Here is a 24,571-nt window from a genome sequence, read left to right as displayed (position 1 = left end):
TGCCTACATTCCGCTCCTCATTCTTCAGGTTCTCGCAACCTTCTCGGTGCTGAAAAACCGGCTTTTTGAACATTTATTATAAGAAAATACAATAAAGGTAGGTATATAGACCCCATGATTAATGTAAATAACGTGACGCTTCGTTACGGCAAGAGAGCCCTATTCGAAGACGCCAATATTAAATTCACACCAGGAAATTGCTACGGCTTGATCGGAGCGAACGGTGCAGGTAAATCCACTTTCCTTAAAATTCTTTCTGGGGAGATCGAGCCGAACACAGGTGAAGTCAGCATTACTCCAGGCGAGCGTATGGCTGTCCTTAAGCAGAACCATTACGAGTTTGATGAAATCGAAGTTTTGAAAACCGTGGTTATGGGTCACTCCCGCTTATATAAAATCATGGAAGAGAAGGATGCTTTGTATGCCAAAGCGGATTTCTCCGAAGAAGATGGCATGAGAGCGGCTGAGCTTGAAGGCGAATTCCAGGATCTTGACGGCTGGCAAGCAGAATCCGACGCAGCTGAGCTTCTAATCGGTCTTGGGATCCCAACATCCTTACATGATACGAAAATGAAGGATCTTGACGGTAACGAAAAAGTTCGCGTGCTCTTGGCACAAGCGCTATTCGGTAACCCGAACATTCTGTTACTCGATGAGCCTACCAACCATTTGAACTTGGAGTCGATTAAATGGCTAGAGCACTTCTTGTCCCGTTTCGAAGGCACTGTTATCGTTGTATCACATGACCGTCACTTCTTGAACCAAGTATGTACCCATATCGCCGATATCGACTTTGGTAAAATCCAAATGTACGTTGGTAACTACGACTGGTGGTACGAGTCCAGCCAACTAGCGCTTCGTTTGGCACGTGATGCAAACAAGAAAACCGAAGAGAAACGCAAAGAGTTGGAAGCCTTTATCGCGCGCTTTAGTGCGAATGCGTCCAAATCCAAGCAAGCGACTTCCCGTAAAAAGCAATTGGAGAAGCTTACGCTTGAAGATATTCGTCCATCCAGCCGTAAATATCCGTTCATTCACTTCAAAGGTGAGCGTGAAGCTGGTAAGCAATTGCTTGCAGTTGAAGGTATCTCCAAAACGATTGATGGTGTTAAAGTACTGAACAATGTGACATTTACCCTGAACAAAGGGGATAAAGTTGCTTTCGTAGGACCAGACGGGATTGCAAAAACGACGCTATTTAAAATTTTGATGGGCGAAATGGAAGCAGATAGTGGTACGTTCTCATGGGGGGTAACGACATCGCAGGCTTATTTCCCAAAAGACAGCCAAGACTACTTCAACTCCGAACTCACGCTAGTGGATTGGCTGCGCCAATACTCCAAAGATCCGGATGAGTCTTTCCTACGTGGATTCTTGGGACGCATGTTGTTCTCCGGTGAAGAAGCACTCAAAAAAGCGAATGTCCTTTCCGGGGGAGAAAAAGTGCGCTGTATGTTCTCCAAAATGATGTTGAGTGGAGCGAACGTGCTTATTCTTGATGAGCCAACGAACCACTTGGATTTGGAATCCATTACTGCGCTAAACAATGGCCTTGTTGATTCTGACTGCACGATGCTATTCGTCTCTCATGACCATCAGTTCATTCAAACGATTGCGAATCGCGTCATGGAGTTGACACCGAAAGGTATGATCGACAAAATGCTGACGTACGATGAGTACTTGGAAAGCGAAGATGTGAAGAAACAACGTGAAATTCAATACGCATAAATAAAAGTAAACAAGTGTAAAAGAAAAAAGCGCCCTGAAGTGTTTCTCTCAGGGCGCTTTTAGCTACACGGTGTGTTGTCTAGCTGCCGCCAGTACGACGGCGTTGATTATTTACTTTTTTGGTCATTTGGCTTTTCGCAGTTTGATTGCTATTTCCAGCTGCTTTCGGGTTAGCACGCGCTGCGGCTTGATCCGCTTGTTTCTGAGCTAGTTTGGCTTTGATCGCGTCGGCTAAGCTGACTTTTTTGACTCCTTGTGGCTCGACCTGGTCGGCCTGCCCAGCTTGAGGCTTGTCTGACATAAGAACACCTTCTTTACATGGTATATCCATAGTATAATCGAATCAAAGAAAAGATGAAAGAAGGTGTGTGGGGATGTTTGATCCAACGATCTATGACAATATCAAAGTTGTGCTCGAAGGAGCCGTCTACGATTTGGATTTGGAAGGTAAAATCATCATAACACGAAGAGAAGATTTGATTGACTTGTCCTCGATGTCTCGCACATTTGCAATAGAATTTGCTAGAAAATTAGGGCTGCCTAGTCAAGCAGAAATTTACTTGCATGTGCATTTGAGTGACTTGGCAGCTGAGATTCTAGAAAATCCTACGGCTAAGCCAGGATGTACACTATTAATAAAGCTTCACACGCATGTGGGCGACCCCGAATTAGATTGCCCAATGATTGAAGCACAATTGAACGCCATTTGGGAGCAACGTCCGCGTATTACGCAGCAAGTTTCGTATTTATATGGTGAACAGCCAGAGGAGTACCGCAATCTGATAACGTTATCCTTTGGTCGTAAAATTGATGAGAGCCACCTCGATGACTTTTCTGATTTAATCGACTATGCCTTCGAAAGCTTGGTATGGTTGGACGGAAGAGGGGCATTGTAAGCCATGCAAGAATTATCGCAGCAAGAATTGTTAATCAAAGTAAATCAAGATGAGGAAAAATCATTTGCGGTCTTTATGTACACACCGTTATGTGGTACATGCAAAGTAACAGAACGGATGCTGGATATTATTCTAGCGATGAAGCCTAGCTTGCCGCTTGTGAAATGCAATATAAATTTTCTGCCTCAAGTCAGTCAAGAATGGCAAATCGCTAGCGTCCCGTGTGTTGTCATTATTGAACCAGGGAAAGAGAAACAAATGATATATCGAATGCAATCTGTGGATGAGCTATATCGCAGGCTAATGCCATTAGTAGAACAAGAATAGGAGTTGAGTATACGATGAGTTTTCAAATCGGAGATCGCGTTATTGCAGAGTATAAAACAGGGGTTTATTTCGGTGAAGTTGTTGAGTTGAGCTCCAGCATGAAGGCGGCTGTGCGTATTCTTGCTGTTAAGGATCACCCAACACAAGGAGATTTACATAATCCGATGGATCCAAGTGTAGCTTTTTTTCATCAAAGAAGGGCATTATCCCATCAAGAGATTGCGTTAATGCCGATTGCAACGATTCGTCCTTATGCGGGTGAGGTGCCAGATTACCAAGTGTCTCTGAAGAGAGCGCTATTGGCTCAGATTGATAAGCTGTCGGACATGGAAGCGTGGGCCCGACGCTCTCTGCAGGAGCTTGATCAGCTGAATAAAGAATACTTTCCACCGTCCAATTAGGAAACTTCTAGGTACAACTTGGTGCCATCATTGTATTTAAAAATAGCTACATCACCAATGATCTCGATCATCGAGATCATTTTTAATTTTCTGCGAAATTCAAAATGAAGTTCATATTCCTTCAATTTACTTGAAAGAAGCTCCATCTGGGAACGTTTATGAGTAAAATTCATCACAGGGATCGATTTATTCTTGAATCGGATTGTGTTTGCTTGCATGTTCAAGTCCTCCTTTACACGATTACTTCTGCTTCCTCATGTCTTTAGGATACATTTCAAATGTTAAATATGTTCGCGTTCAACTATTAAAAAAGTTTTAGCAATTTATTATATGTGAATAATAGCGCTACAGGGCTAGTTCCGCTAAGATAAATTTTAAAGGGGCAGATTTGTTGTTGCGGGGAAGGTTAACCACATTTATAATAGACAAGATTGCATTCTAACAGGTTCTGGAGGGTCATAGAAATGACAGAAGCAAAACCAACACGTATAGGGATTATTGGAGCCGGAAACATCGGAAATGTTCATATGGGAACATTTAAAAACATAGCTGGGGCACAGCTTGCAGGGGTTACGGACGCTTATTTGCCGCTTGCTGAAACAAGAGCGAAAGAACATAACATTGAGCAGGTTTATGCAAATTCAGATAAATTGTTGGCAGACCCTTCTATAGATGCGGTCGTTATTGCTGTATCTAATGAGTGGCATGCACCACTTGCGGTACAAGCGTTAGAAGCGGGTAAACATGTCATGCTTGAGAAGCCGATGGCGATTGATTTAGCGTCAGCTCGTCAAATTGTTGAAGCTGAACGCAAAGCAGGGAAAATTCTCATGATTCCGCATCAAATGCGTTGGGAAGCGTCGTCGATTGCGGTGAAGGAGCAGGTGGAAAAAGGTGCACTTGGACACATTTATCATGCGAAAGCGAGCTATCTGAGACGTAAAGGTATACCTGGCTGGGGAACATGGTTTACCCAAATGGATAAATCAGGCGGCGGTCCTCTTATCGATCTTGGTGTACATATGTTAGATTTAACTCTATATTTGATGGGGAATCCCAAACCGGTTTCCGTTTATGGATCAACTTATGCAGAGTTCGGACCACGTAAGCAAGGGATTGGTACATGGGGGGCTCCGAATTGGGAAGGTACATTTGATGTCGAGGATTTAGCTACTGCGTTGATCAAGTTTGAAAATGGGGCAACACTTTCTTTAGATGTCAGCTGGGCTGGACTTCTGGAAACGGACAATTTGCCTGTTGTACAATTGCTTGGCTCTGAAGGCGGCGCGTATTTGAAAGGCGCGAAAGGAAAGCTTTTTGCTGAGAAATTCGATCGAATCGTAGAAACAGAGCTTTCAGCTCCAGCGGCGAATGATGATCCGCGAGCGCGTATGGTACAGCATTTCTTATCCAGCATCGCGAGCGGCTCTCAGCCGATAACTTCTGTTATGACAGGCTACACGAATAATTTGATCCTAGATGCGATTTACCGTTCGTCGCAAACAGGCGATGAAGTGAAATTGAACTGGGACATCGAGTAGACAGGGGCTGCAAGAAGTGAACTGGGAGTTATTTAGTATCATCGGAACAATCGCATTCGCAGTAAGTGGTGCGATCGTCGCGATGGAAGAGGAATATGATATTCTAGGTGTTTATGTACTTGGGCTTGTGACAGCGTTTGGTGGAGGAATCATCCGTAACCTACTCATAGGTAAACCGATCGTGCTCCTATGGGAGCAAGGGATGTACTTTCAGATCGCCTTGTTTGCTATGACGGTTGTTTTCCTGATGCCAGTAAAATATATTCGAATGTGGAAAACTTGGGAAGCCTTCTTCGATGCGATTGGCCTAGCGGCGTTCGCTATCCAAGGGGCTCTCTATGCGACGAATATGGGGCACCCCTTAAGTGCCATCATCGTCGCGGCGGTCCTAACAGGGATTGGCGGAGGTATGGTCCGTGATGTACTGGCAGGTCGGAAACCGTTGGTGCTCAAAGATGAAATTTATGCGGTATGGGGTATGCTCGCAGGCGCGTTAGTGGGGCTTGGTTGGTCACAGGGCACGTGGCAGTTAGCGATTCTTTTTGCTCTTATCATCATTTTGCGCATGTTCTCAGTTAACTACAAATGGAAACTGCCGAAGCGCTCGCTGCGTGATTCTTTAGTGGAATCCTCACGAAGATCGGATTCGTAGGCTCCATTCACCTGCATGGTAATCGCTTGGAGATAGGAGGAGAGTTATTTGGAAGCATCATTAACACAGCAACAGAAAATTTCAGCTGAAACGATTGCAACGCGTATAATCTCCGTGAAGGAACTGTTGCAAACCGAGTTAGATCTGTACGAAGTATCCAAGGATTCTGAGACAGGCGAACATTATTTGCATTACGCATATATGCATCGAGATTTCACGAATACGGGAGAGCCTGAGTCTTTTCACTATTTGATGCCTATTGAGAGCGATGATGTGCTAGGCATGATTTTTGGGGAGCAAGGCTATGCCTACCCTGAACATTGGAAAGCTGCCTTTTTACGGAATGGTCCAGAGGGCTTCTACATCTGGTTTGATCCTTCTCATGAAGCTGAGCAAACCGAGGATGAGGCCGTCGCTGCAGATCTGCTTAAAAAACTTCGAGCTTTTCACGATCAGGGGAACGTTGATCCGGAAGCTGTTCGTAAGCTGTTAGAAGAAATGGATGAGACACGAAAGAAAAACGAATAAAACAAGAAGGTTTTATGCGCATAAATAAACCAATTAAGGATACCTACTCCATAAAAACTGCGAAACTGCAGCTTTGTGGAGTTTTTTTTATGCGAAATGGATAATACTGCAAATAGGAATGTTTTTAATGGTGTCATCAGGAAGTAAGAGTAAAGATCTTTGACCTTATGTTTAGTAAAAATAAGGCAATTGGTCCATATTAACACTAGTGTCAATGGATGAACAGAAAGGGGGACATATTCAGATGGGAATGGCATCGTATCATTTTGCAAATTTAGATATTCATGAGGAATTAATGCAAGAACTACGCAATCTTGAATCTCGCATGAAAGAGGAATTAGGGTACGAAATTGCGCTAATTGCGTATACAAAGGAAGCAGATGGACTCCCAAGTAACTAGTACATACAGAGAAATAGGGGGAATGACGATGAAAGCTGTGAAAATGTCAGTCATCATGACGGCTGCATTCGTCGGATTGATTGGGTGTTCAGCAACACATTCAAACAAATTAGAACAGGCATCCGTGTCGATTCAAAGTGTTGGTTTATCAGATTCCAGCAGTTCCAAGCTAAAGAAGAGTACATTGGACGCAACAAGTGGCACGAAAGCTCAACAATCTGCACAAGGTCAACTGCGCAAAGATGAGAACCCACAACATCAGAATACGTATCTCTCCATGAACCGAGAATTAGCAGATCAAGTGATGCAAGAGACTCATCTAGGCGGAGCTTCTATTGCGATGACGGATGCGAATATTTATGTAGCTGTGGATCTGGGGGAGCTGCAAGATAAGCGGGCAAATGAGAGTGCAAAGCAATTAAGCAAGTATAATGATCCAGCGACAGAAGCGGGGTTGTTCGGTTCAGGTGTGGGTGCCCAAATGGATTGGGTGACAGCTAAACCACTGTCTACGGAGAGCATAAATGCGATTCGGCACGTGTTAACGCGTATTTATCCCGATTCGAAGATTTACATATCCTCTAATGTGCTTTTCGTAAATCGGATGATGTACTATGACATGCAGCAGCAAAAAAATAAACGTATGGATACGTACCTTTATGAGTTCAACACTATGGTGCAATATACGTTTAATAGCAGCAAATGAGCAACAAATATAAGGTCCGTGCCTACTGCAGCTCACGAATTTGCGAATATGTACATAAAGAGGATGTCATGGTCGCTATCAATTATGAAACGGCCTATAGTTTGGCTCAGCTATACAACGAATTTCCGTCTAAACCGAGCTGCCCTTCCTGTGGAGAAGCAATTTCTTTCTACGCACATGCTGTCATTGAGGAGCCTTGGCTAACTGGAGAAGCTTGACAATTCGCGTTTTCCTGATGATAGTTAGAGAATAATGCAATCAGGAAGGGACCACTAAAGCGATGATGACGGATGTTTGGAAGATAGATGCGTTACCACATGAAGTTCATACAAAGTTGGATGAGTATAAGCGGATTGTACATACAGATGAGGATATTAAGTTGATTGGCATCCCTGCGTATGAAGCACCTACAGAGGAGCTGCTTACGGATGCTATTCTTTCACTCTTCTTAGGTAAGAATGTGCTGTTGAAGGGGCCGACAGGCTCGGGTAAAACGAAACTAGCTGAGCATGTTTCATCCGTGTTCAACTTACCGATGCACAGTGTCAATTGTTCCACAGATTTGGATGCGGAGGCTTTGCTAGGCTTTAAAACATTAACGCATGATGAGCAGGGCAGATCTCGAATTGCGTTTATCCCTGGTCCGATTATGAAAGCAATGTCGAAGGGACATTTGCTCTATATTGATGAGATCAATATGGCCAAGCCAGAGACCCTGCCCTTAATTAATGGCGTATTGGATCACCGTAGAGCCATTACAAACCCATTTACGGGCGAAGTGATTACAGCGCATCCGAATTTTAGAGTCGTTGCTGCGATTAACGAGGGCTATATTGGTACGGTGCCTTTAAATGAAGCTCTGAAAAATCGGTTTGTTACGATAGATGTTCCCTATCTGCAAGGTGAACTATTGTTCCAGTTATTAAAAAGTCGTTCTTTGTTACGGGATGAGAAGCTTATCCGCACCTTCGTGCAGCTCTCTGCTGATCTACTTTCCTTAATTGAGATGGGCCAGCTGCCCGATGAAGCGGGATCCATCCGAGCCTTGTTAGATGCGTGTGATTTGGCGGCCTATATTCCTCCTATGAGAGCAGTCACGCGCGCGATCGCAGATAAGTTAGAGGATGAAAGGGAACGTGCAGCTGTATTGAATACGGCCGAAACGTTATTGTAACGCAATGTTCGTAGGAAGCTTAAGCCGTTTGGATGATAAAATCGACGCCATGCTGCATATGCAACTGGTGGATTTGGCACGTTTATTTACGAAACGTGGGAAGCTTGAAGTTGAAGCAGCGTATCATGCGCATTATGATGAAGCAGCTACGCATATGACGGTGAGTCAATTTTGGTGGGATTATCCGCTGCTCGATAAAACAGCAGGTATGAAAAGCGATGTGTATCTGCGTTGTCTTGGCAGTGCATGGTTTACGGGGTATGAGGCTGTCACCTCATATCTCCACTATTGTTCAAATGCCAGGCTCCCCAAACTGGCCAATAGTTTATTTTCACTTTGTGAAGATATGCGCTTAGAGCGGATCTGCCGCAGTCAGCGTGCGGGTACGAGAGCTGTGTTCGCGCATCGTCATCGCATCTTAGGTGGATATTTCCATCATAAACTTCGAACGCATATGAGTAAGAGCGAGTTGTCAGATGCTGTACTGTTATTCGTCTATGGTTGGTTTACTGGAAAGCCGTGGCTGAGTGAGCAGCCCTCATACTCGCTCGGAAGTGAGTTAGCAGGCCGTCTAGCCGGGCTTTACGATTTGCTAGAGCAAGTGGAAGAGGCAGCGCATACGGCTGATGTTGCGGCTTTGTGTGAACGGATGCACAACATGCTGTCCGAGTGGCTGGAACGCGATGCGGTGACTTCGTATTTCTGGACGCAGCAGGGAAGTGGCATCGCGGATCCCTTGCCTGCGAATTATAAAGGCGAGCTAAAGCGCGCGAAGCGGCTCGCGAATGATGATGTGCTCCCCGAGCAAGAGGGGGAGCGTCAATTGCCCGGCCAAGAGCGGATGCCGACTTGGCATCGCGAGAGCAGCGACCGCAGCCCGGGGCTGCTGCGGTTCGAGCTGGAGCGCGGCTCACGCACAGCCGCGCAGGGCTCTGCGCCCCGTGAGGGCGATGCCGCCGACCAGGCGCTCGCCATCACCCAGGGGCGCTCGCAGCGCGCCCAGCGCACCGGCGCCGCCGCTGAGCGGCGCCAAGGGGCTTCCGTGCCCGCGTCCGCGGGGCACGGGGAGGCCGAGGTCGCCGCGTATGCGACGGCGACCTGGCTCTTGCCTGAACGTCCTACTGCTGCGCAGGAGGACGGGTTCAGGCGCTTGAGCGAGCGCGCAGCGCCGCTCGCGAAGCCGTTGCAGCGTGCGATACGGCGCACGCTGGAGCAGAAGCGGATCGCCCCGCGCGGCGATCGTCTGTTTGGGCGGCTCGACAAGCGGCTTACGCGAGCCGTCACGCAAGAGCTGCCGCGCCTCTTCTACAAGAAGCGCGCGCCGGTACCCCAACTCGACGCAGCGTTCGCGCTGCTGGTCGACTGCTCGGCGTCCATGTATGACAAAATGGACGAAACCAAGCTAGGTCTCGTGCTATTTCACGAGACCTTGAGAGATCTGCGAATCCCGCATGAAATTGTGGGATTCTGGGAGGACGCAGACCGCGTAACGGAGCAGGAGGCACCGAACCTGTTCCAGGTTGCGGTGGACTTCGGCTCCTGCCTCGCGGCCACTAGCGGTGCGGCTCTGATGCAACTGGAGCCGCAGCAGGACAATCGCGATGGCTTCGCTATTCGCGAGATGACAAAGCGGCTGCTGCGACGCACAGAGCGGCAGCGCATCCTCCTCGTGTTCTCGGATGGGGAGCCTTCCGCAGCCAACTACAACGATGTCGGCATTCTGGACACGCATGAAGCCGTCCTGCAAGCTAGACGCCTGGGTGTCGAGGTGATCAGCGTGTTTCTGGCTAACGGAACCGTGCACGAAACACAGCGGAATGCCATGCGCAATATGTATGGACGAAGCAGCATAGTTGTACCGAACGTCGAGGAGCTGCATGAGCAGCTTGTACCAATATTACGCAAGCTGTTGCTGAAATCGATTAGCACTTGATCTTTTTCCTGGAAAAAATCCAGCTATTTTAACCGGTTACTTCAAAAATCAGCCGTTAACCACATAAACTCCAGTTATTTGCGAGGATTTTGCGGTTTCTCCCATAAATCCTGAAACTAACTGGAGAATATCCATGTATTCGCTTGTAATTATCCGAATGACGAAAATTAGCTGTATGATTTCCATTTATTCATATTTTCTGTCCTCGCTGAGCACATGCAACGAGTAGCCTTGCGTAAGTTCCAGCAGTTTAAATCTAAAGATCTCATCTTTCTTTTACCCTCAAAATCCAGTACAATAGATCAGGGTCAATCTAGGTAAATTCCGCCAAACTCCGACAATTATCGGATGAATTACATATGCAATTGTCATTATTTTTGAACTCATTATACTTTTAGGAGGCATTCATCTCATGTACGGAGCACCATTATCGAACAAATCCAAAAAAATCATGCTGCTTGGCTCAGGTGAGCTAGGTAAAGAAGTTATCATTGAAGCGCAACGTCTTGGAATTGAGACGATTGCTGTTGATCGCTATGCGAATGCGCCAGCTATGCAGGTAGCACATCGTAGTCATGTTATTTCCATGCTGGATGGCGAGCAACTGCGTGCGATTATCGAAAAAGAACGCCCTGATCTTATCGTGCCAGAAATTGAAGCGATTGCGACTTCGGTTCTAGTCGACCTAGAAAAGGAAGGCTACCGTGTTATCCCAACAGCGACTGCGTCCCGTTTGACGATGGATAGAGAAGGGATTCGTCGATTGGCTTCCGAAACATTGGGCTTACGCACAGCCAAATATGAATTTGCTAACAGCCTTGAAGAATTGCATGCAGCTGTAGCGGTGATTGGGACACCTTGTGTGATCAAACCGATCATGAGCTCTTCAGGCAAAGGACAAAGTGTATGTCGTACGCCTGAGGGCGTGGAAGCTTCGTGGAACATTGCGATGGAAGGCGGACGTGCCAAAAACGCTAGAGTTATCGTTGAAGAATTTATCCATTTTGAATCCGAAATTACGTTGTTGACAGTTCGTTCCGTATCTGGGACAACCTACTGCGAGCCAATCGGTCATATTCAAAAAGATGGCGATTACATCGAATCCTGGCAGCCGCATACAATGTCGGAGCAGCAAATTATCGATGCTCAGCAAATGGCAAAGACCATTACAGATGCGCTCGGTGGTCATGGGCTGTATGGCGTTGAGTTATTCCTAACGGCAGATGGCGTGTACTTCAGCGAAGTATCCCCGCGTCCTCATGACACAGGGATGGTTACGATGGCTACTCAGGATCTTAGCGAGTTTGCCCTGCATGCGAGAGCCATTCTTGGATTCCCGATTACAGGAGTTCGACTTTTAACACCTGGCGCAAGCTACACGCTAAAGGCAGACCGCGAGCAAGTTGAATATACTATCAGTGGTATTGACGAGGCGTTATCCGTACCGAATACGCAGGTTAGGGTGTTTGGCAAGCCAGAAACCAAAGTAGGCCGCCGTATGGCAGTTGCTCTGAGCTCTGGGCAAACGGTCGAAGAGGCGCGCAGCCTTGCTAAAGAAGCAGCTAGTAAACTAACTTTGAATTACAACTAAAACAAGTATGACTGCACAGTAGCAGTACCCTGTCTGAGGTCATCATCCGGAGGCAAGCACTATGGAACCTAAAGCAGCAAGACTGTCTCGAACCGTGTTGACAGAAATTATTTTACCGGCGGACACGAACTACCATAACACCGTGTTTGGCGGTCGTGTTATGCAGTATATAGATAAAGTTGCAACGATCGCGTCCATGCGCCATTGTCGTAAGAGCGTGGTAACCGCATCGAGTGACAGCCTGGATTTCTTTGCCCCAGTGAAGCTTGGTGAAGCCATTCAATTAGAAGCATTCGTAACGTGGACGCATCGCAGTTCAATGGAGGTCTATGTGAAGATTGAGTCGGAGAACTTACTAACCGGCGAAAAGAAACGCACAGCCACATCGTTCCTTACTTTTGTCGCATTAGATGAGCAGGGGCAGCCTTGTCCCGTTCCTGGCATTATTGCAGAGTCAGACGAAGAGAAACGATTGTTCGAATCTGCGGAAGCGCGTTTTACTGCCCGCAAGCTACGCAAAGAAACGCGATTATAAGACTTCAATCAGATCAATCATGCTAGCAGTTCCCAAATGGGGGCTGCTTTTTTCATTTGGAAAAGGAAGGAATAATTGGTTAGCTATTGAATAGTAGTGAAAGATGATGGCTATTTCAGTATGATTTTTATCAGAAGGGAATTAGAATGAAAACATACATATACTTTGTAAGACACGCAGAATCTCCTTATATTGTTGATATGGAAAGGGAGAGGGGGCTTTCAGATAAGGGAGAATTGGATGCATGTACGATCAAATCAATCTTGGAAAATGAAGCAATTGATGTATTCCTATCGAGTCCTTATGAGAGGGCTATTCAAACAATTAGAGCTGCGGCCAGTACGAAAGAAATTCGTATCTATGAAGATTTGAAAGAACGAGAAATAGGTAATTTTCATCCGATGGACTTTAAATCAGCAAAGCTTAAAGTATATGAAGATTTTCAGTTTTCTTTTGCAGGGGGCGAGTCAAGTAAAGGGGCACAAGAGAGAGCTATCAGCATCTTCATGCATATTTTGACGGAGTGTAAAGGATTGAAAGTGGTTGTTGGTACGCATGGTGACATCATGACCCTGATTATGAATTATTATGATCCTAGCATTGATTATAAGTTCTGGGAGTCAACTTCGATGCCTGATATCTATTTGATGGAATTTAATGAGCAGGTATTCAATGGTGTTAAGAGACTCTGGCGTGTAGAAGATCTATAGCTGATCTTACAGCGTTTGAAGGAGAACAAACAAAAGCTGAGGCAGCTTTCTCGAAAACTTTGCCTACACCTCAACTTTTTGATTGGTTATGAAGTCAAATGATAGAGGAATTCCCTCCTCCATGACATTTTCACAGATAAGGATGAATCGCTGGTGGATCTTGTAACGATGAAACAACGAATAGGTAAGCGATTTCCTTTCTTATATGGGCTCCGCGTTAAGCAGCTTATGTTAAAAAGGCATATCACCAATTTGAATCCTCGGATCAAATATGCAAATGGTAGCAGCAATCAGAAGCTTAATTATTTAGTGAAGAAGCATAAGTCGATTTTACGCCGCGTGCTCGGAGACACGGATCCTATTTTGCAGGAAAATAAAATTGTGAATTTGAAGATCGCTTTGAAGCATGTGGATGGGATCGTCATTCATCCTGGTGAAACGTTTTCATTCTGGAAGCTTATCGGGGTGACAAGCAAAGAAAAAGGCTATATAGAAGGACTCATGTTATCGCATGGCGAAGTACGTGTAGGTACAGGGGGAGGGCTATGTCAGCTAGCGAATATGCTGTATTGGTTGGCTTTACATACACCGCTTGAGATTAAGGAGAGACACCATCATAGTTTTGATCTTTTTCCGGACGACCGCAGAGTGATACCATTTGGGACGGGGACGAGTGTGTTCTATAATTACGTGGATTTGCAATTTTATAATCCGACTACAAATCGGTTTCAATTTAATCTTGAGGTCACGGAAGAGTACTTAGAGGGCGCGATAAACAGTGATTCGGAACTAACATTCAACTATCGTGTGAAAGAGAAGAATCATGAATTTTATCAAAAGGATGACAAATGGTTCAGAGGGAATGAAATTTGGCGGCAAAAGATGAACAAACAAGATGATTCGATCGTGGATGAAGCTTTGGTTAATGTAAATCTTGCTGAGGTCAAATATATGAAATCTAATAAGTCACAGGAGAAGTGATGAAAAGAGAACATGTGAAGGATTTTTTCATATTCGGTTGGAAACAAGCGTTATGCTGCATTTTTCCGGTTGTCATATTTTTGACGCTGGCGGTATCCAAAGTCCTGCCGATGCCATTCCTACATCGCTATGATTTCATTTTACTCGTGTGCATCCTGGCACAAGTTGTCTTGGTGTGGACGAAGTTAGAAAGTGTAGATGAACTCAAGGTTATCACGGTGTTTCACATCATTGGACTAGGGCTTGAGTTGTATAAAGTGCACATGGGTTCGTGGTCCTATCCAGAGGAAGGCTGGACGAAAATAGCTGGCGTCCCGTTATATAGCGGCTTCATGTATGCCAGTGTCTCAAGTTATGTATGTCAGGCATGGAAACGATTTGATTTACATCTGATCCATTGGCCTAGAACTTCCATCGCAATCCTGATGTCGATAAGTATCTATGCCAATTTCTTTACCCATCATTTTGCGTACGATATCAGATGGATTCTGATTGCCTTGATCGTGATTCTGTTTTACAAGTCACATATTCGGTTCACAGTCACGACCCAAACCTATCGCATGCATACGATCCTTTCCTTCATGTTGGTTGCTTTGTTTATTTGGCTGGCAGAAAATATTTCGACCTTCCTTGGCGCTTGGCGCTACCCAGATCAAGAAATTTCTTGGCGAATTGTTCATTGGGGTAAAATTAGTTCTTGGTTTATGTTAGTGATCATTACGATCATTATCGTGGCGGAATTGAAGCGGATCAAATATCCGGAGCAGGTTAAGGAATGACACTGAAACAGAGTGACGAGGTGATACATCTTCTCCATAAAACAACGTAAACCCCAGAGCGCTTAGGCTCTGGGGTTATTTCGTATGAACGATTACTTAGCTCCGCCTTCAGCAAGAATGGTTTCCCAAATTGCGCCTTTACCGTAAAGTTCTTTGTTCACTTTATCCCAACCACCAAGGTATTCGATATTGAAAAGACCAGTTGGAGTTGTGTAATTTTTCTCATATTGTTTAGCGACTTCAGGAAGCACTGAGCGGAAGCCTTTGTCAGCAAACACTTTCTGAGCATCAGCAGAGAACAAGTAGTTGTAGAACGCTTGAACAGCTTCGCGATTTCCATGCTTATCGACATATTTATCAATAATTGCAACTGGATTCTCGATGGAAGTTGTGTATTGTGGTATCACTTCTACATATTTCTTGCCAGATTGAACACGAGCAATAAGTTCATTCTCATAAGTGATGATGGCATCACCCACACCTTTATCGAAGGTAGCTAGGGAGTCGGCGCCACTCTTATCGAGTACTTTAATGTTTTTATAAATTTTAGCTACGAGGTCTTTAGCTACTGCAGGATCTTGTTTGCCAGCGGCTTCGGAAATTTTAAGACCAGCTCCATAGACAGCATTGATGTCCCATTTGGCGCCGCCAGATGTGCTCGGATTCGGGATGAGGACTTCAACACCTGGTTTCGTCAAATCTGACCAGTCTTTAATTCCTTTCGGATTCCCTTCACGTACACCAATAGCTGCAATGGAAGTTGTTACGAATCCTTTGTAAGGATTGTTTTTCCAGTCATTTGTGATTAAACCTTTTTCCACGATTTTTTGAATATCGCCTTCGAGAGAAAGAGGAGCGATATCGGCTTCGAAGCCTTGAATGATGGCTGTAGCTTGTGAACCGGATGCGACATAGGATTCTTGGAATTCAACTGTAGTACCGGTTTTCTTCTTATATTCTTCTTTGAATTTAGGCAGAATCACTTCAAAGGAATCCTTCAAAATGGAGTAAGCACCGACAGTAATGGTGACTTTACCGCCATCGGCTTTGGGTGTAGTACTAGCAGCAGTTGTTGCAGCTGATGTTGCTGCCGCGGTCGGCGCACTTGTGCTAGCGGTTTTCGTCGTGCCTGATCCGCACGCTGTAAGGGTAATACTTGCTGTGAATAAAGCTGCAGTAACGAGTCCAAGCGTTTTAACATTTTTCATGGTTAACAACTCCCCTTCTTTTCTAAAGCTTATTTTTGAAAAATCATATGAAGACAGGCTGCGGATCTTGTTTCGCCTGATTATCAATCCAGGTTGTTCCTGATTGCGTGAATACGGAAATCTGGTGAATTAGGATATTGACTTCATCGCCAACTTGATAAATGCGTTCTTTCACTGGCTGATAGGCAAAAAGCTTGAATTGTCCTGTATCCATTTCCAAATACCAGGAATCCCCGCGGAAGTGAACATGCGTTACTTTGCCTTTTTCACCAGCTGTAGCCAAATGATTGACGTTATGCGGACGAACTTCGATATTCTCAGGTCGTATAAGCACGTTCACATCAGGAAGCCATTTGCCATCTTGTTGAAGCTCTGCAAGTGTTGGGAATCCGACAAGCGGCGAATAGGTGGGAAGAACATTCGATTCTCCAATGAAAGATGCAGCGAATGATGAAGCAGGCTTTGTGTAAATTTCCCAAGGACTTCCTTGTTGTTCGATTTTGCCGCCTTGGACCAAAATGATCTCATCGGCAACCTCAATCGCCTCATCCTGATCATGCGTAACGAAAAGGGTTGTTACTTTGAATTCACTGATCAGATTTCGCAGCCAAACGCGAAGCTCTTTACGAATTTTGGCATCGATCGCGGCGAAAGGCTCGTCGAGTAGGAGCAGGCGCGGTTCAGGCGCTAAAGCTCTAGCGAAAGCAACGCGTTGGCGTTGGCCACCGGATAGTTGGTGCGGATATTTTCGCTCATGGCCTGCGAGCCCCATTAAGTTCAATAGATAAGTTACACGATCCTGAATCTCAGCCTTCGATTTCTTGAGCACCTTCAACCCATAAGCGACGTTGTCAAACACGGTCATATGCTTGAAGAGGGCATAGCTTTGAAAAACGAAGCCAATACCTCTTTCTTGAACAGGGAGGTGTGTGGCTAGCATGCCATCGAAATAGATATCGCCGCCAGTTGGACTTTCAAGTCCGGACAACATCCGCAGGATGGAGGTTTTACCGCCACCGCTAGGTCCAATCAATCCGACAAGATGCCCTTCTTTAATTTTGAAATTGACATCTTTGATCGCATGAAATTCGCCGTAATGTTTATTTAAATTGGTTACTTCAATGTGCATGTGGGGATCCTCCTCCATGGTTTCTTGTTGCTTCACTTCTTCGTTTCAGCCACTCTAACGCTAACAAAATCGTGATGGAAACAAGACCTAATACGAATGCCACGCTATTAGCTGCTACCAGTTGGAACTGCTCAGCGTCTTGATAAACGAGTGTGGTCGCCGTTTGTGTTTGATTGATAATGTTGCCAGAGACAACCAGGATAGATCCGAATTCACCGAGCGACCGAGCAATGGTCAAAATCAACCCATACACGACACCCCAGCGAATACTCGGCCAGGTCACCTGGAAGAAAGTGCGCCACGGTCCGGCGCCTAAGGTTGCTGAAGCTTCTTCGGACTGTGTGCCGATCTCTTCAAGTAAGGGAACTACTTCACGCACCATGAGAGGAAATGTGATAAACATCGTGGCAATAACCATCCCTGGAATCGCATAGACAATTTTCATATTATGATCTTCAAGGAAAGTACCTAGCGCTGTGTTGGGTCCGAAAATCAAGATGACCATTAAGCCTACAATGACAGGTGATACCGCAAATGGCAGGTCGATCAGGGCATTAATTATCGGTTTCAGATGGCGGGAAATCCATGAGCCTCTTACAATTTCTAATGAAATATAAATTCCGATTATGGCATTAAGTACAGTAACGATGGTGACAATAATTAAGGATATTTTCATAGCATGTAGAGCCTCTGGTCGAACAATTGCATCAAGGAAGGCGCGAGGACCATCCTCAAACGCTCCAAAAGTAATACCTAAGAAAGGCAATATGATTAGTAGGAATATAACCAAAAAAGAAATACCGATCAATAATCTTCTCATGCTAGCCGCCCCTTTCCGCGAGTCCATACATGGATAACCCATAATATCAGGACGGAGAGTGTCAGGAGGACAAGCGAGATGGCAGCTGCACCTTCTGGGTTGTAGTTCTGAGTTTCACCATATATATAGACCGAAGCGACCATTGTTTTGCCAGGTAAGTTGCCTGAGATCAGGGAGATAGCACCAAACTCAGCCAATGACCGGGAAAACGCAAGCATGCTGCCGGCAATCGTACCGGGTAGAAGAGCTGGTAACACGATTCTGTAAAAGGTATAAAATCTGTTAGCTCCTAGCGTAAAGCTTGCTTGTTCTTCTGCTGGATCAATCTGCTCCAATAGTGGTTGAACCGTTCGAACAACGAAGGGAAAGGTAACGAACACGAGACCAATAACGATTGCGGTTTGATTATAAAGAAGTTTAATCCCAACAGAGTCAAGCCAAGCTCCTAGTGGACTTTGTGGTCCTAGTAGGGTGAGAAACATTAAGCCTGCGACGGAGGTAGGAAGTGAGAAGGGGAGATCAACCATGCTGTTAAGAATGCTCTGTCCACGAAATCGATACCGGACAAGGACATACGCGATGATTGTTCCTACCACTGCTTGAATGACCGTTGCGATAATGCTTAACTTTACTGTTAATACAATCGATTTCCATGCTAAAGGTCCAGTGACTTCTTTCCAAAAAGGCTCCCAGCCTAACGAAAATCCTTTGAAGTAAATGGAAGCAATAGGGATAAGAAGAAACACAATTAAATAGCCTATCAGCACGGATCGAACCGTCGCCTTGAAAACCTTGTTACGCATGGAACACCGCCTATTCTCATAAAACATACCAACTTACTTGGTTTTATAAAAATGACTATAACAGCGCCAGGATTATTCTGTCAATAAGTAATTTTGGAAAAAATATGTGATGTCAAGTTTTTATTTTTGCATATAATAGTAAAGATAAATGAATTTAGAAATGGCCACTTGTGAGAAGTACAAAAGAACAGGTTCTATTCAAAAAAATGCTTGGATAATTATGTGAATTATGCATTGACACCAATATTTTGCCATGTTAAGATGAGTTTACATTCTAATTCCGAGTAAATGCATAAGAATAATATGAGTAACGAAAGGGAGTTACCAGCATGGAGCATGCCATCACGATTCAAAGCGACGATGTCGAATTAGCCGCAACGTTACATTACCCTACACAGCAACCCACAGCGGTTCAAGCCGATTGTCAACGTTGGCCCTTAATCATCATTTGTCACGGATTTATAGGGAGTCGAATCGGTGTGGACCGGCTTTTTGTTAAGGCGGCTCGTTCTTTTAGTGCGCAAGGTTATTTTGTACTTCGTTTTGATTATGGCGGATGCGGTGAAAGTACGGGGGATTATGGATCAGGTGGGCTAGATGTCCTTATCGAGCAGACTCGCCGAGTGATTGATTATGGTGTTTCTATAGATTGTGTGGATCTGAGCAGAGTTATTCTACTTGGACATAGCTTAGGCGGAGCCGCGGCAGTACTTACAGCAGCTAAGGATCATCGTGTAAAGACGCTAGTCCTTTGGTCAGCTGTTGCCCATCCACACAACGATATTATGCGAATCGTCGGCAAGAATGAATACGAGAAGCTGCCTCAAGGCGGTACGATCGATCATCATGGATATAAACTAACAAGTCGATTCTTCGAATCTTTATCACAGCATCAACCGTTTGAACAATTACGTAAATTTACTGGCGATGTATTTGTTGTCCATGGAACTGCGGATGAAACGATACCCGTCGATTATGCGCCGTTATATCAGAAGATGTTCTGGCTGCGTAAAGAAGGTCAATGTGATTTGGAACTCGTGTATCAAGCAAATCATACGTATTCGACAACCCCCTCAACGACAGAATTGCTGGAGAAAACGGGTGATTGGCTGAATTATACGTATAAACGCAACAAAGAGTGGAATGATTGGACAATTTAAATGAATGATTTGGAGGCATGAGAATGGCGAAACCACTGGAACTAGATGAAGTTTGGGTTGAGCGAATTAAGCAAATTTTAGAAGGACTGGAATATGGATCGGTGCAAATTGTTGTCCATGATGGCAAGATTACACAGATTGATAAGACAGAGAGAAAAAGATTTGAGACAACGGCTACCATCTCACATGCTCAAGCCTCATTGCAAGCCGTGAAATCAACGAAGTCCAAAAGCAAAGTATAGCTATCATACCGTACTCATACAGCAGCCTCCCATGCCTTTGGAATGGGGGCTGTTTTCATTCGTCAGAAGACGTATACTAAAGATGTGAAGAAGCGGAATTTGGAAGGGGAGTCTTATGCGTAAAGGGCATTTTATTTGGGAAGATGCGCAGGGAATCAAACACTATGTGTACGAGTGGCTTCCATCGGAAGACGTGGAAATGAAGGGAATCGTGCAAATTGCCCATGGAATGGCAGAAACGGCTGCCAGATATGAGCGTTTAGCTGAGGTTTTAACCAAGAACGGTTATGCGGTGTTTGCGAATGATCATTTGGGTCACGGGCAAACAGCAGGCTCGTTGGACGCTGTGGGCAAGTTTGGCAAGGATAGCTTTCATGCCATGGCCGAAGTCATGGGTCAGATTACGTTGCAAATTCGTAAGCGATATGAAGATAATGCAGTCGAAACTAGACTTGATAATGAACAGGGAGATCGGTTTAATCAAGAGCGGGCTTTCTTGCCATTATTTATGCTGGGGCATAGTATGGGGTCATTTTTAACACAGTACTATATGGTTTCTCATTTGGAGCGGTATCCTGATCATGTGCAGGGTATTCTATTGTCTGGCTCTAATGGCAAAGAAGGCGCGGCGCTCGAGGTTGGGATTGCCATTGCGACGTTGGAAGCCGCTATCCGGGGCGATCATTTTCGGAGTTTGATGCTGACCGCGCTTTCTTTCGGCAACTTTAACGCTAGATTTAAGCCGAATCGTACGGCGTTTGATTGGTTGAGTCGAGACGAACAAGAAGTTGATGCCTATATGAAGGATCCTTACTGTGGCGGTATCTTTACTTCGGGGTATTTTAGAGATTTCTTCAAAGGCTTGAAGGAAATACATCAACTCCAACATGTGAGTCGTATTCGAAAGGATATCCCGATTTATATTTTCTCGGGTGAGGAAGATCCTGTCGGCGGACAAGGAAAAGGTGTGCGCAGGCTGATTAAGTCCTACGAGAAGCTGGGGATTCAGGATATCAGCTATAAGTTGTATCCAGGTGGCCGACATGAAATGTTGAATGAAATTAACCGTGGTGAGGTTATGGCGGATATTGCTGCTAGGTTGGATAGTTGGATTGGGAGTAACAAGTAGCCGTAAGAGATGCAAAACGAGATGCAAAACGAGATGCAAAAAGCTGTTCCTTCGGGCCTAGTGGCTAGTAGGGAGCAGCTTTTTTGGAGTTGATGGGTGAATAGAAGAGAGGACTACGTCAACTGTGCGTTTCGTTCGAGCTGAGCACGGATACCTTCGCGATCGATCTGAATCCAGTATTCTACGATTCTACCATTCTCTACGCGATATACGGCGCTGGCAATTTCGATGATTGTTTTACCAGTCGGTGGGTAGCCGTCGACCTCACCAATATGGGTGCCGGTTTGCTTCCAACGAACATACACACGATCCTCCTGTGTGAGGAATTCTTGCATTTCCAGTTGAAATGTGCCGTATGCGTCAAGCATCTCTCGGACATGATCAGCGTAATTAGCTGGTGTCCGATGAACAGTAGTTTCATTTTCGGCTGTCATTTGATGAGCTAGAACCTGATCGGCCATGAGGTCGTGAGCGGCGTCGGGCTGCTGCCCAGAACGAACAAGCTGGAAGAATTGTAGGACGATTTCTTTGGGTGATAATGACATGGGCAGTACTCCTTAATTGTAAAGAATGCGTTGTTGGTAGAAAAAGTATAGGGGATGGCAGGGTGAAGTTCAAGTGGCAAAGTTAGAAAGGTGAGGGCTTCATGAAGCTGGCTGGCAACATGTTGGCGAATATAGCTTGAAACATTTGGGAACTCTGGAACGTTTATGAGCTGTGTGAGTTGTTTTTTATTGTCGGAGTTAGAAGGGGGAGTTGTGGTGAGGAAAATAGTTAGTTTGATTTTGATGATTTTCGTAGGTTTAAATATCATGTCGATCTTCATTCCTTCGAATGCGTATGCTTGTTCATGTGCTCGCCCACAAACTGTTGAAGCCCAATTTAGCCGTTCGGAAGCCGTTTTTGCTGGTCGTGTCCTTGAAGTGAAAGAGGAAAAAAACTTGAACGGTAGTATGACGAAAGCTGCGCTGTTCGATGTAAGCCTCACATGGAAAGGTGGATCAGAATCTCAAATCATTATTCACACGGGAAGCGGTGGCGGGGATTGTGGATTTAATTTCGAGAAGGGCAAGGAGTATTTGGTGTATGCTGGGCCATCTAGCATGTATGGAGGCAAAGAGTTACTTGTCACTATCATTTGCGATCGGACGGTTGTTTTAGATCAAGCACAAGAGGATTTAGCGGTACTAGGTGAGGGTAAAATTCCAATAAAACAAGTTAATATCGAAGGTGATCTGAATCGGTTACATCCCTATATTATTATCTGGGTAGCAATAATTGGAATCGCTGTAATAGGGGCGACACTTTACTTCGTTCGACGAAATTTGAGGAAGTAATTCTTTATAAAAAACCAGCCCCTTCGCTTCGCGGAAAGGGGCTGCTTTCGGCTGCTGCTTTATGCCAGCAGCTTCTTAAACTCCTCGGTCAGCAGCGGCACGACCTCGAACAGATCGCCGACGATGCCGTAGTCGGCGACTTTAAAGATCGGCGCCTCCGCATCCTTGTTGATGGCGATGATGACGCGCGAAGAGCTCATCCCCGCCAAATGTTGAATGGCGCCGCTAATGCCACACGCGATGTAAATTTCCGGCGTCACGACCTTGCCGGTCTGGCCGATCTGCATCGCGTACTCGCAGTACCCCGCGTCGCAGGCTCCGCGGGAAGCTCCAACAGCGCCGCCTAAGACGGCAGCCAGCTCTTCGAGCGGCTGGAACCCATCGGCGCTGCGCACGCCCCGACCGCCGGAGACGACGATCTTGGCTTCAGCCAAGTCGATGGCGCCGGACGTTTTTTTCACGACCTCCCGGATGATGCTGCGCAGGGAGGGAGCAGGGTAGGCAACATCGATGATTGCAGCTTGACGCGAAGCGTCAGGCGAGGCAGCCGCGATGTTGTTCGGTCTTACCGTGACGACCCATGGTGCAGCCGGGTCGGTAAACGCTTTCTTTTCCACGGCTTTGCCCGCGTAAAGCGGTCGCGTGAACCATACGTTATCGCCATTGCGTTCGATGGCGGTAACGTCGGAGATTTGGCCTGCGGACAGTGATGCCGCGGCCAAAGGTGCGAGATCGCGGCCCATAGCCGTGTGGCCGAAATACAGTGCATTGGGCTCTGCAACAGCGGTCACGGCCAGCAATGCACTTAGATACGACTCCGAGCTGTAGCTCTCTAGCTGCGAATGCTCAACAACATAGACGGTGCCTGCGCCATAAGCTGCCAGCTCACCCGCTAATTCTTTCGTGCCAGCACCCCCGAGCAAAACTGCAGCAAGGGTATCACCATCAGCAGCAGATAGCTGCGCTGAACGTAAGGCTTCAAAGGATACTTGACGAAGCTTGCCACTGCGAGCTTCTGCAACTACAAGAAATTGTTTAGCCATCGATATAGCCTCCCTAGTCACTTAATGGGTATAGTTAGATCACTTTGGATTCGTTACGCAGTGCTTGAACGAGTTCAGTTACTTGGTGGGTAAGCTCGCCTTTGAGAATGCGGCCCGCTTTGCGTTCAGGCGGCAAGGATAAGGCCAGTCGTGTCGTTTTGGCAATAATGGCATCCGCGCCAGAAATATCATCAAGGGTTAAATGCTGGAAAGGTTTCTTTTTTGCTTTCATAATGCCAGGAAGTGAGGGGTATCTGGGTTCATTCAAGCCTTGTTGAGCTGTAAATAGAGCAGGGAGTGGCACCTCGATCACTTCGATATCGCCTTCGGCATCGCGGTGAACAAGCGCTTTTTCACCTGTAATTTCCAGCTTGGTAATCGAAGCAACATGAGGCAATCCAAGCAGATTAGCCAGACGTATCGCAACTTGGCCTGCACCGTTATCGACAGAGAAGTTTCCGCCAAGCAAGAGGTCGACCGATTGGTCTCGCAAATACGCTGCCAAAATCTCAGCAATTTCAAATTCATCGCCCAAAATTCGGTCATCGGTAATCAAGACAGCCTCGTCAGCACCCATCGCGAGGGCTGTTCGAAGCGCTTCTGCCGTGCGATCAGGTCCGATCGATAGAAGTGTCACTTTACCGCCATGTTCATCGCGAAGCTGAATGGCTTGCTCGACGGCATATTCGTCGTACGGATTAATAACGAACTTCGCGCCATCCTCTTGAACGACGCCATTTTGCAAGACGATTTTCTCCTCTGTATCAAACGTTTGCTTCAATAATACAAAAATGTCCATAGCCAAGCTCCCTCCTGAA

The 24,571-nt window shown here is 45.8% G+C and carries 30 protein-coding genes; 21 read left to right on the top strand and 9 right to left on the bottom strand.

Annotated elements, in window-relative coordinates; all coding sequences use genetic code 11:
- Positions 1 to 114: 114 nt before the first annotated feature.
- Positions 115 to 1,728, top strand: coding sequence for an ABC-F family ATP-binding cassette domain-containing protein (locus AC58QG_RS07525; protein WP_497361470.1), 1,614 nt, complete (start codon positions 115 to 117; stop codon positions 1,726 to 1,728).
- A gap of 79 nt (positions 1,729 to 1,807) precedes the next feature.
- Here the strand turns inward: AC58QG_RS07525 and AC58QG_RS07520 are convergent, their stop codons facing one another.
- Complete coding sequence (locus AC58QG_RS07520) at positions 1,808 to 2,029, bottom strand: hypothetical protein (RefSeq protein ID WP_497361469.1); 222 nt, start codon at positions 2,027 to 2,029, stop codon at positions 1,808 to 1,810.
- Between the two features lie 73 nt (positions 2,030 to 2,102).
- Between AC58QG_RS07520 and AC58QG_RS07515 the strand changes: the two genes are divergently transcribed.
- From AC58QG_RS07515 to kapB, 3 genes are read left to right on the top strand one after another with little or no spacing between them, the layout of a single operon-like run.
- The gene (locus AC58QG_RS07515; protein ID WP_497361468.1) at positions 2,103 to 2,624 is read left to right on the top strand and encodes a hypothetical protein; all 522 of its coding nucleotides are present in this window, start codon (positions 2,103 to 2,105) and stop codon (positions 2,622 to 2,624) included.
- 3 nt (positions 2,625 to 2,627) lie between these two features.
- Positions 2,628 to 2,951: a thioredoxin family protein gene (locus tag AC58QG_RS07510; RefSeq protein WP_497361467.1), complete on the top strand. Its 324-nt coding sequence runs from the start codon at positions 2,628 to 2,630 to the stop codon at positions 2,949 to 2,951.
- Between the two features lie 14 nt (positions 2,952 to 2,965).
- Positions 2,966 to 3,352: a kinase-associated lipoprotein KapB gene (kapB, locus tag AC58QG_RS07505; RefSeq protein ID WP_497361466.1), complete on the top strand. Its 387-nt coding sequence runs from the start codon at positions 2,966 to 2,968 to the stop codon at positions 3,350 to 3,352.
- Here kapB and AC58QG_RS07500 read toward each other — a convergent pair.
- The gene (locus AC58QG_RS07500) at positions 3,349 to 3,570 is read right to left on the bottom strand and encodes a hypothetical protein (protein ID WP_497254660.1); all 222 of its coding nucleotides are present in this window, start codon (positions 3,568 to 3,570) and stop codon (positions 3,349 to 3,351) included. The genes kapB and AC58QG_RS07500 overlap by 4 nt on opposite strands.
- A gap of 246 nt (positions 3,571 to 3,816) precedes the next feature.
- Between AC58QG_RS07500 and AC58QG_RS07495 the strand changes: the two genes are divergently transcribed.
- The 13 genes from AC58QG_RS07495 to AC58QG_RS07435 all read left to right on the top strand — a co-directional run bounded on the left by AC58QG_RS07495 (position 3,817) and on the right by AC58QG_RS07435 (position 14,882).
- Positions 3,817 to 4,893, top strand: coding sequence for a Gfo/Idh/MocA family protein (locus tag AC58QG_RS07495; protein WP_497361465.1), 1,077 nt, complete (start codon positions 3,817 to 3,819; stop codon positions 4,891 to 4,893).
- Between the two features lie 16 nt (positions 4,894 to 4,909).
- The gene (locus AC58QG_RS07490) at positions 4,910 to 5,545 is read left to right on the top strand and encodes a trimeric intracellular cation channel family protein (RefSeq protein ID WP_497361464.1); all 636 of its coding nucleotides are present in this window, start codon (positions 4,910 to 4,912) and stop codon (positions 5,543 to 5,545) included.
- Between the two features lie 48 nt (positions 5,546 to 5,593).
- Positions 5,594 to 6,073, top strand: coding sequence for a hypothetical protein (locus AC58QG_RS07485; RefSeq protein ID WP_497361463.1), 480 nt, complete (start codon positions 5,594 to 5,596; stop codon positions 6,071 to 6,073).
- A gap of 244 nt (positions 6,074 to 6,317) precedes the next feature.
- Positions 6,318 to 6,473: a hypothetical protein gene (locus AC58QG_RS07480; protein ID WP_497281759.1), complete on the top strand. Its 156-nt coding sequence runs from the start codon at positions 6,318 to 6,320 to the stop codon at positions 6,471 to 6,473.
- Between the two features lie 28 nt (positions 6,474 to 6,501).
- Positions 6,502 to 7,179, top strand: a complete 678-nt coding sequence (locus tag AC58QG_RS07475; protein WP_497361462.1) for a hypothetical protein — start codon at positions 6,502 to 6,504, stop codon at positions 7,177 to 7,179.
- 68 nt (positions 7,180 to 7,247) lie between these two features.
- Complete coding sequence (locus AC58QG_RS07470; RefSeq protein ID WP_497361461.1) at positions 7,248 to 7,397, top strand: hypothetical protein; 150 nt, start codon at positions 7,248 to 7,250, stop codon at positions 7,395 to 7,397.
- Between the two features lie 65 nt (positions 7,398 to 7,462).
- Positions 7,463 to 8,353 carry an ATP-binding protein gene (locus AC58QG_RS07465; protein ID WP_497362802.1) on the top strand — a complete coding sequence of 297 codons (891 nt, stop codon included), beginning with the start codon at positions 7,463 to 7,465 and terminating at the stop codon, positions 8,351 to 8,353.
- A 4-nt stretch (positions 8,354 to 8,357) separates the two neighbouring features.
- On the top strand, positions 8,358 to 10,286 hold the full coding sequence (locus AC58QG_RS07460) for a nitric oxide reductase activation protein NorD (RefSeq protein ID WP_497361460.1): 1,929 nt from the start codon (positions 8,358 to 8,360) through the stop codon (positions 10,284 to 10,286).
- 412 nt (positions 10,287 to 10,698) lie between these two features.
- Positions 10,699 to 11,877 carry a formate-dependent phosphoribosylglycinamide formyltransferase gene (gene purT, locus AC58QG_RS07455; RefSeq protein ID WP_497361459.1) on the top strand — a complete coding sequence of 393 codons (1,179 nt, stop codon included), beginning with the start codon at positions 10,699 to 10,701 and terminating at the stop codon, positions 11,875 to 11,877.
- A 61-nt stretch (positions 11,878 to 11,938) separates the two neighbouring features.
- Positions 11,939 to 12,412, top strand: coding sequence for an acyl-CoA thioesterase (locus AC58QG_RS07450; protein ID WP_497361458.1), 474 nt, complete (start codon positions 11,939 to 11,941; stop codon positions 12,410 to 12,412).
- Between the two features lie 146 nt (positions 12,413 to 12,558).
- A complete protein-coding gene (locus AC58QG_RS07445) occupies positions 12,559 to 13,122 on the top strand; it encodes a histidine phosphatase family protein (protein ID WP_497361457.1) in 564 nt (187 codons plus the stop codon).
- Positions 13,123 to 13,290: 168 nt separating this feature from the next.
- Entirely contained in the window at positions 13,291 to 14,103 is an 813-nt protein-coding gene (locus AC58QG_RS07440) for a VanW family protein (RefSeq protein WP_497361456.1), read from the top strand.
- Positions 14,103 to 14,882, top strand: a complete 780-nt coding sequence (locus AC58QG_RS07435) for a DUF817 domain-containing protein (protein WP_497361455.1) — start codon at positions 14,103 to 14,105, stop codon at positions 14,880 to 14,882. Before AC58QG_RS07440 ends, AC58QG_RS07435 begins: the two co-directional genes overlap by 1 nt.
- A gap of 92 nt (positions 14,883 to 14,974) precedes the next feature.
- On the opposite strand, the gene AC58QG_RS07430 is transcribed toward AC58QG_RS07435, so the two are convergent.
- From AC58QG_RS07430 to cysT, 4 genes are read right to left on the bottom strand one after another with little or no spacing between them, the layout of a single operon-like run.
- Entirely contained in the window at positions 14,975 to 16,090 is a 1,116-nt protein-coding gene (locus AC58QG_RS07430) for a sulfate ABC transporter substrate-binding protein (RefSeq protein ID WP_497361454.1), read from the bottom strand.
- A gap of 43 nt (positions 16,091 to 16,133) precedes the next feature.
- Positions 16,134 to 17,219 (bottom strand): ABC transporter ATP-binding protein, encoded by a 1,086-nt coding sequence (locus tag AC58QG_RS07425; protein ID WP_497361453.1) that lies wholly within the window; start codon positions 17,217 to 17,219, stop codon positions 16,134 to 16,136.
- The gene (locus AC58QG_RS07420) at positions 17,209 to 18,039 is read right to left on the bottom strand and encodes a sulfate ABC transporter permease (protein ID WP_497361452.1); all 831 of its coding nucleotides are present in this window, start codon (positions 18,037 to 18,039) and stop codon (positions 17,209 to 17,211) included. Before AC58QG_RS07420 ends, AC58QG_RS07425 begins: the two co-directional genes overlap by 11 nt.
- A complete protein-coding gene (gene cysT / locus AC58QG_RS07415) occupies positions 18,036 to 18,842 on the bottom strand; it encodes a sulfate ABC transporter permease subunit CysT (RefSeq protein ID WP_497361451.1) in 807 nt (268 codons plus the stop codon). The genes AC58QG_RS07420 and cysT overlap by 4 nt, the downstream gene beginning before the upstream one ends.
- Positions 18,843 to 19,171: 329 nt before the next feature.
- Between cysT and AC58QG_RS07410 the strand changes: the two genes are divergently transcribed.
- The 3 genes from AC58QG_RS07410 to AC58QG_RS07400 all read left to right on the top strand — a co-directional run bounded on the left by AC58QG_RS07410 (position 19,172) and on the right by AC58QG_RS07400 (position 21,373).
- Positions 19,172 to 20,002 carry an alpha/beta hydrolase family protein gene (locus AC58QG_RS07410; protein ID WP_497361450.1) on the top strand — a complete coding sequence of 277 codons (831 nt, stop codon included), beginning with the start codon at positions 19,172 to 19,174 and terminating at the stop codon, positions 20,000 to 20,002.
- 23 nt (positions 20,003 to 20,025) lie between these two features.
- Positions 20,026 to 20,244 (top strand): YezD family protein, encoded by a 219-nt coding sequence (locus tag AC58QG_RS07405; protein ID WP_497361449.1) that lies wholly within the window; start codon positions 20,026 to 20,028, stop codon positions 20,242 to 20,244.
- Between the two features lie 115 nt (positions 20,245 to 20,359).
- Positions 20,360 to 21,373, top strand: a complete 1,014-nt coding sequence (locus AC58QG_RS07400; RefSeq protein WP_497361448.1) for an alpha/beta fold hydrolase — start codon at positions 20,360 to 20,362, stop codon at positions 21,371 to 21,373.
- Positions 21,374 to 21,486: 113 nt separating this feature from the next.
- Here the strand turns inward: AC58QG_RS07400 and AC58QG_RS07395 are convergent, their stop codons facing one another.
- On the bottom strand, positions 21,487 to 21,918 hold the full coding sequence (locus AC58QG_RS07395) for an ester cyclase (protein ID WP_497361447.1): 432 nt from the start codon (positions 21,916 to 21,918) through the stop codon (positions 21,487 to 21,489).
- Between the two features lie 216 nt (positions 21,919 to 22,134).
- Between AC58QG_RS07395 and AC58QG_RS07390 the strand changes: the two genes are divergently transcribed.
- On the top strand, positions 22,135 to 22,710 hold the full coding sequence (locus AC58QG_RS07390) for a hypothetical protein (protein WP_497361446.1): 576 nt from the start codon (positions 22,135 to 22,137) through the stop codon (positions 22,708 to 22,710).
- Between the two features lie 59 nt (positions 22,711 to 22,769).
- Here AC58QG_RS07390 and AC58QG_RS07385 read toward each other — a convergent pair whose 3' ends face one another.
- Positions 22,770 to 23,753, bottom strand: coding sequence for an electron transfer flavoprotein subunit alpha/FixB family protein (locus AC58QG_RS07385; protein WP_497361445.1), 984 nt, complete (start codon positions 23,751 to 23,753; stop codon positions 22,770 to 22,772).
- 34 nt (positions 23,754 to 23,787) lie between these two features.
- On the bottom strand, positions 23,788 to 24,552 hold the full coding sequence (locus tag AC58QG_RS07380; RefSeq protein WP_497361444.1) for an electron transfer flavoprotein subunit beta/FixA family protein: 765 nt from the start codon (positions 24,550 to 24,552) through the stop codon (positions 23,788 to 23,790).
- Between the last annotated feature and the right edge of the window lie 19 nt (positions 24,553 to 24,571).

Source organism: Paenibacillus sp. J22P169, from assembly GCF_059691995.1.
The sequence above is the reverse complement of the archived record's forward strand: the minus strand, read 5'-3'. Positions and strand labels throughout refer to the sequence as shown.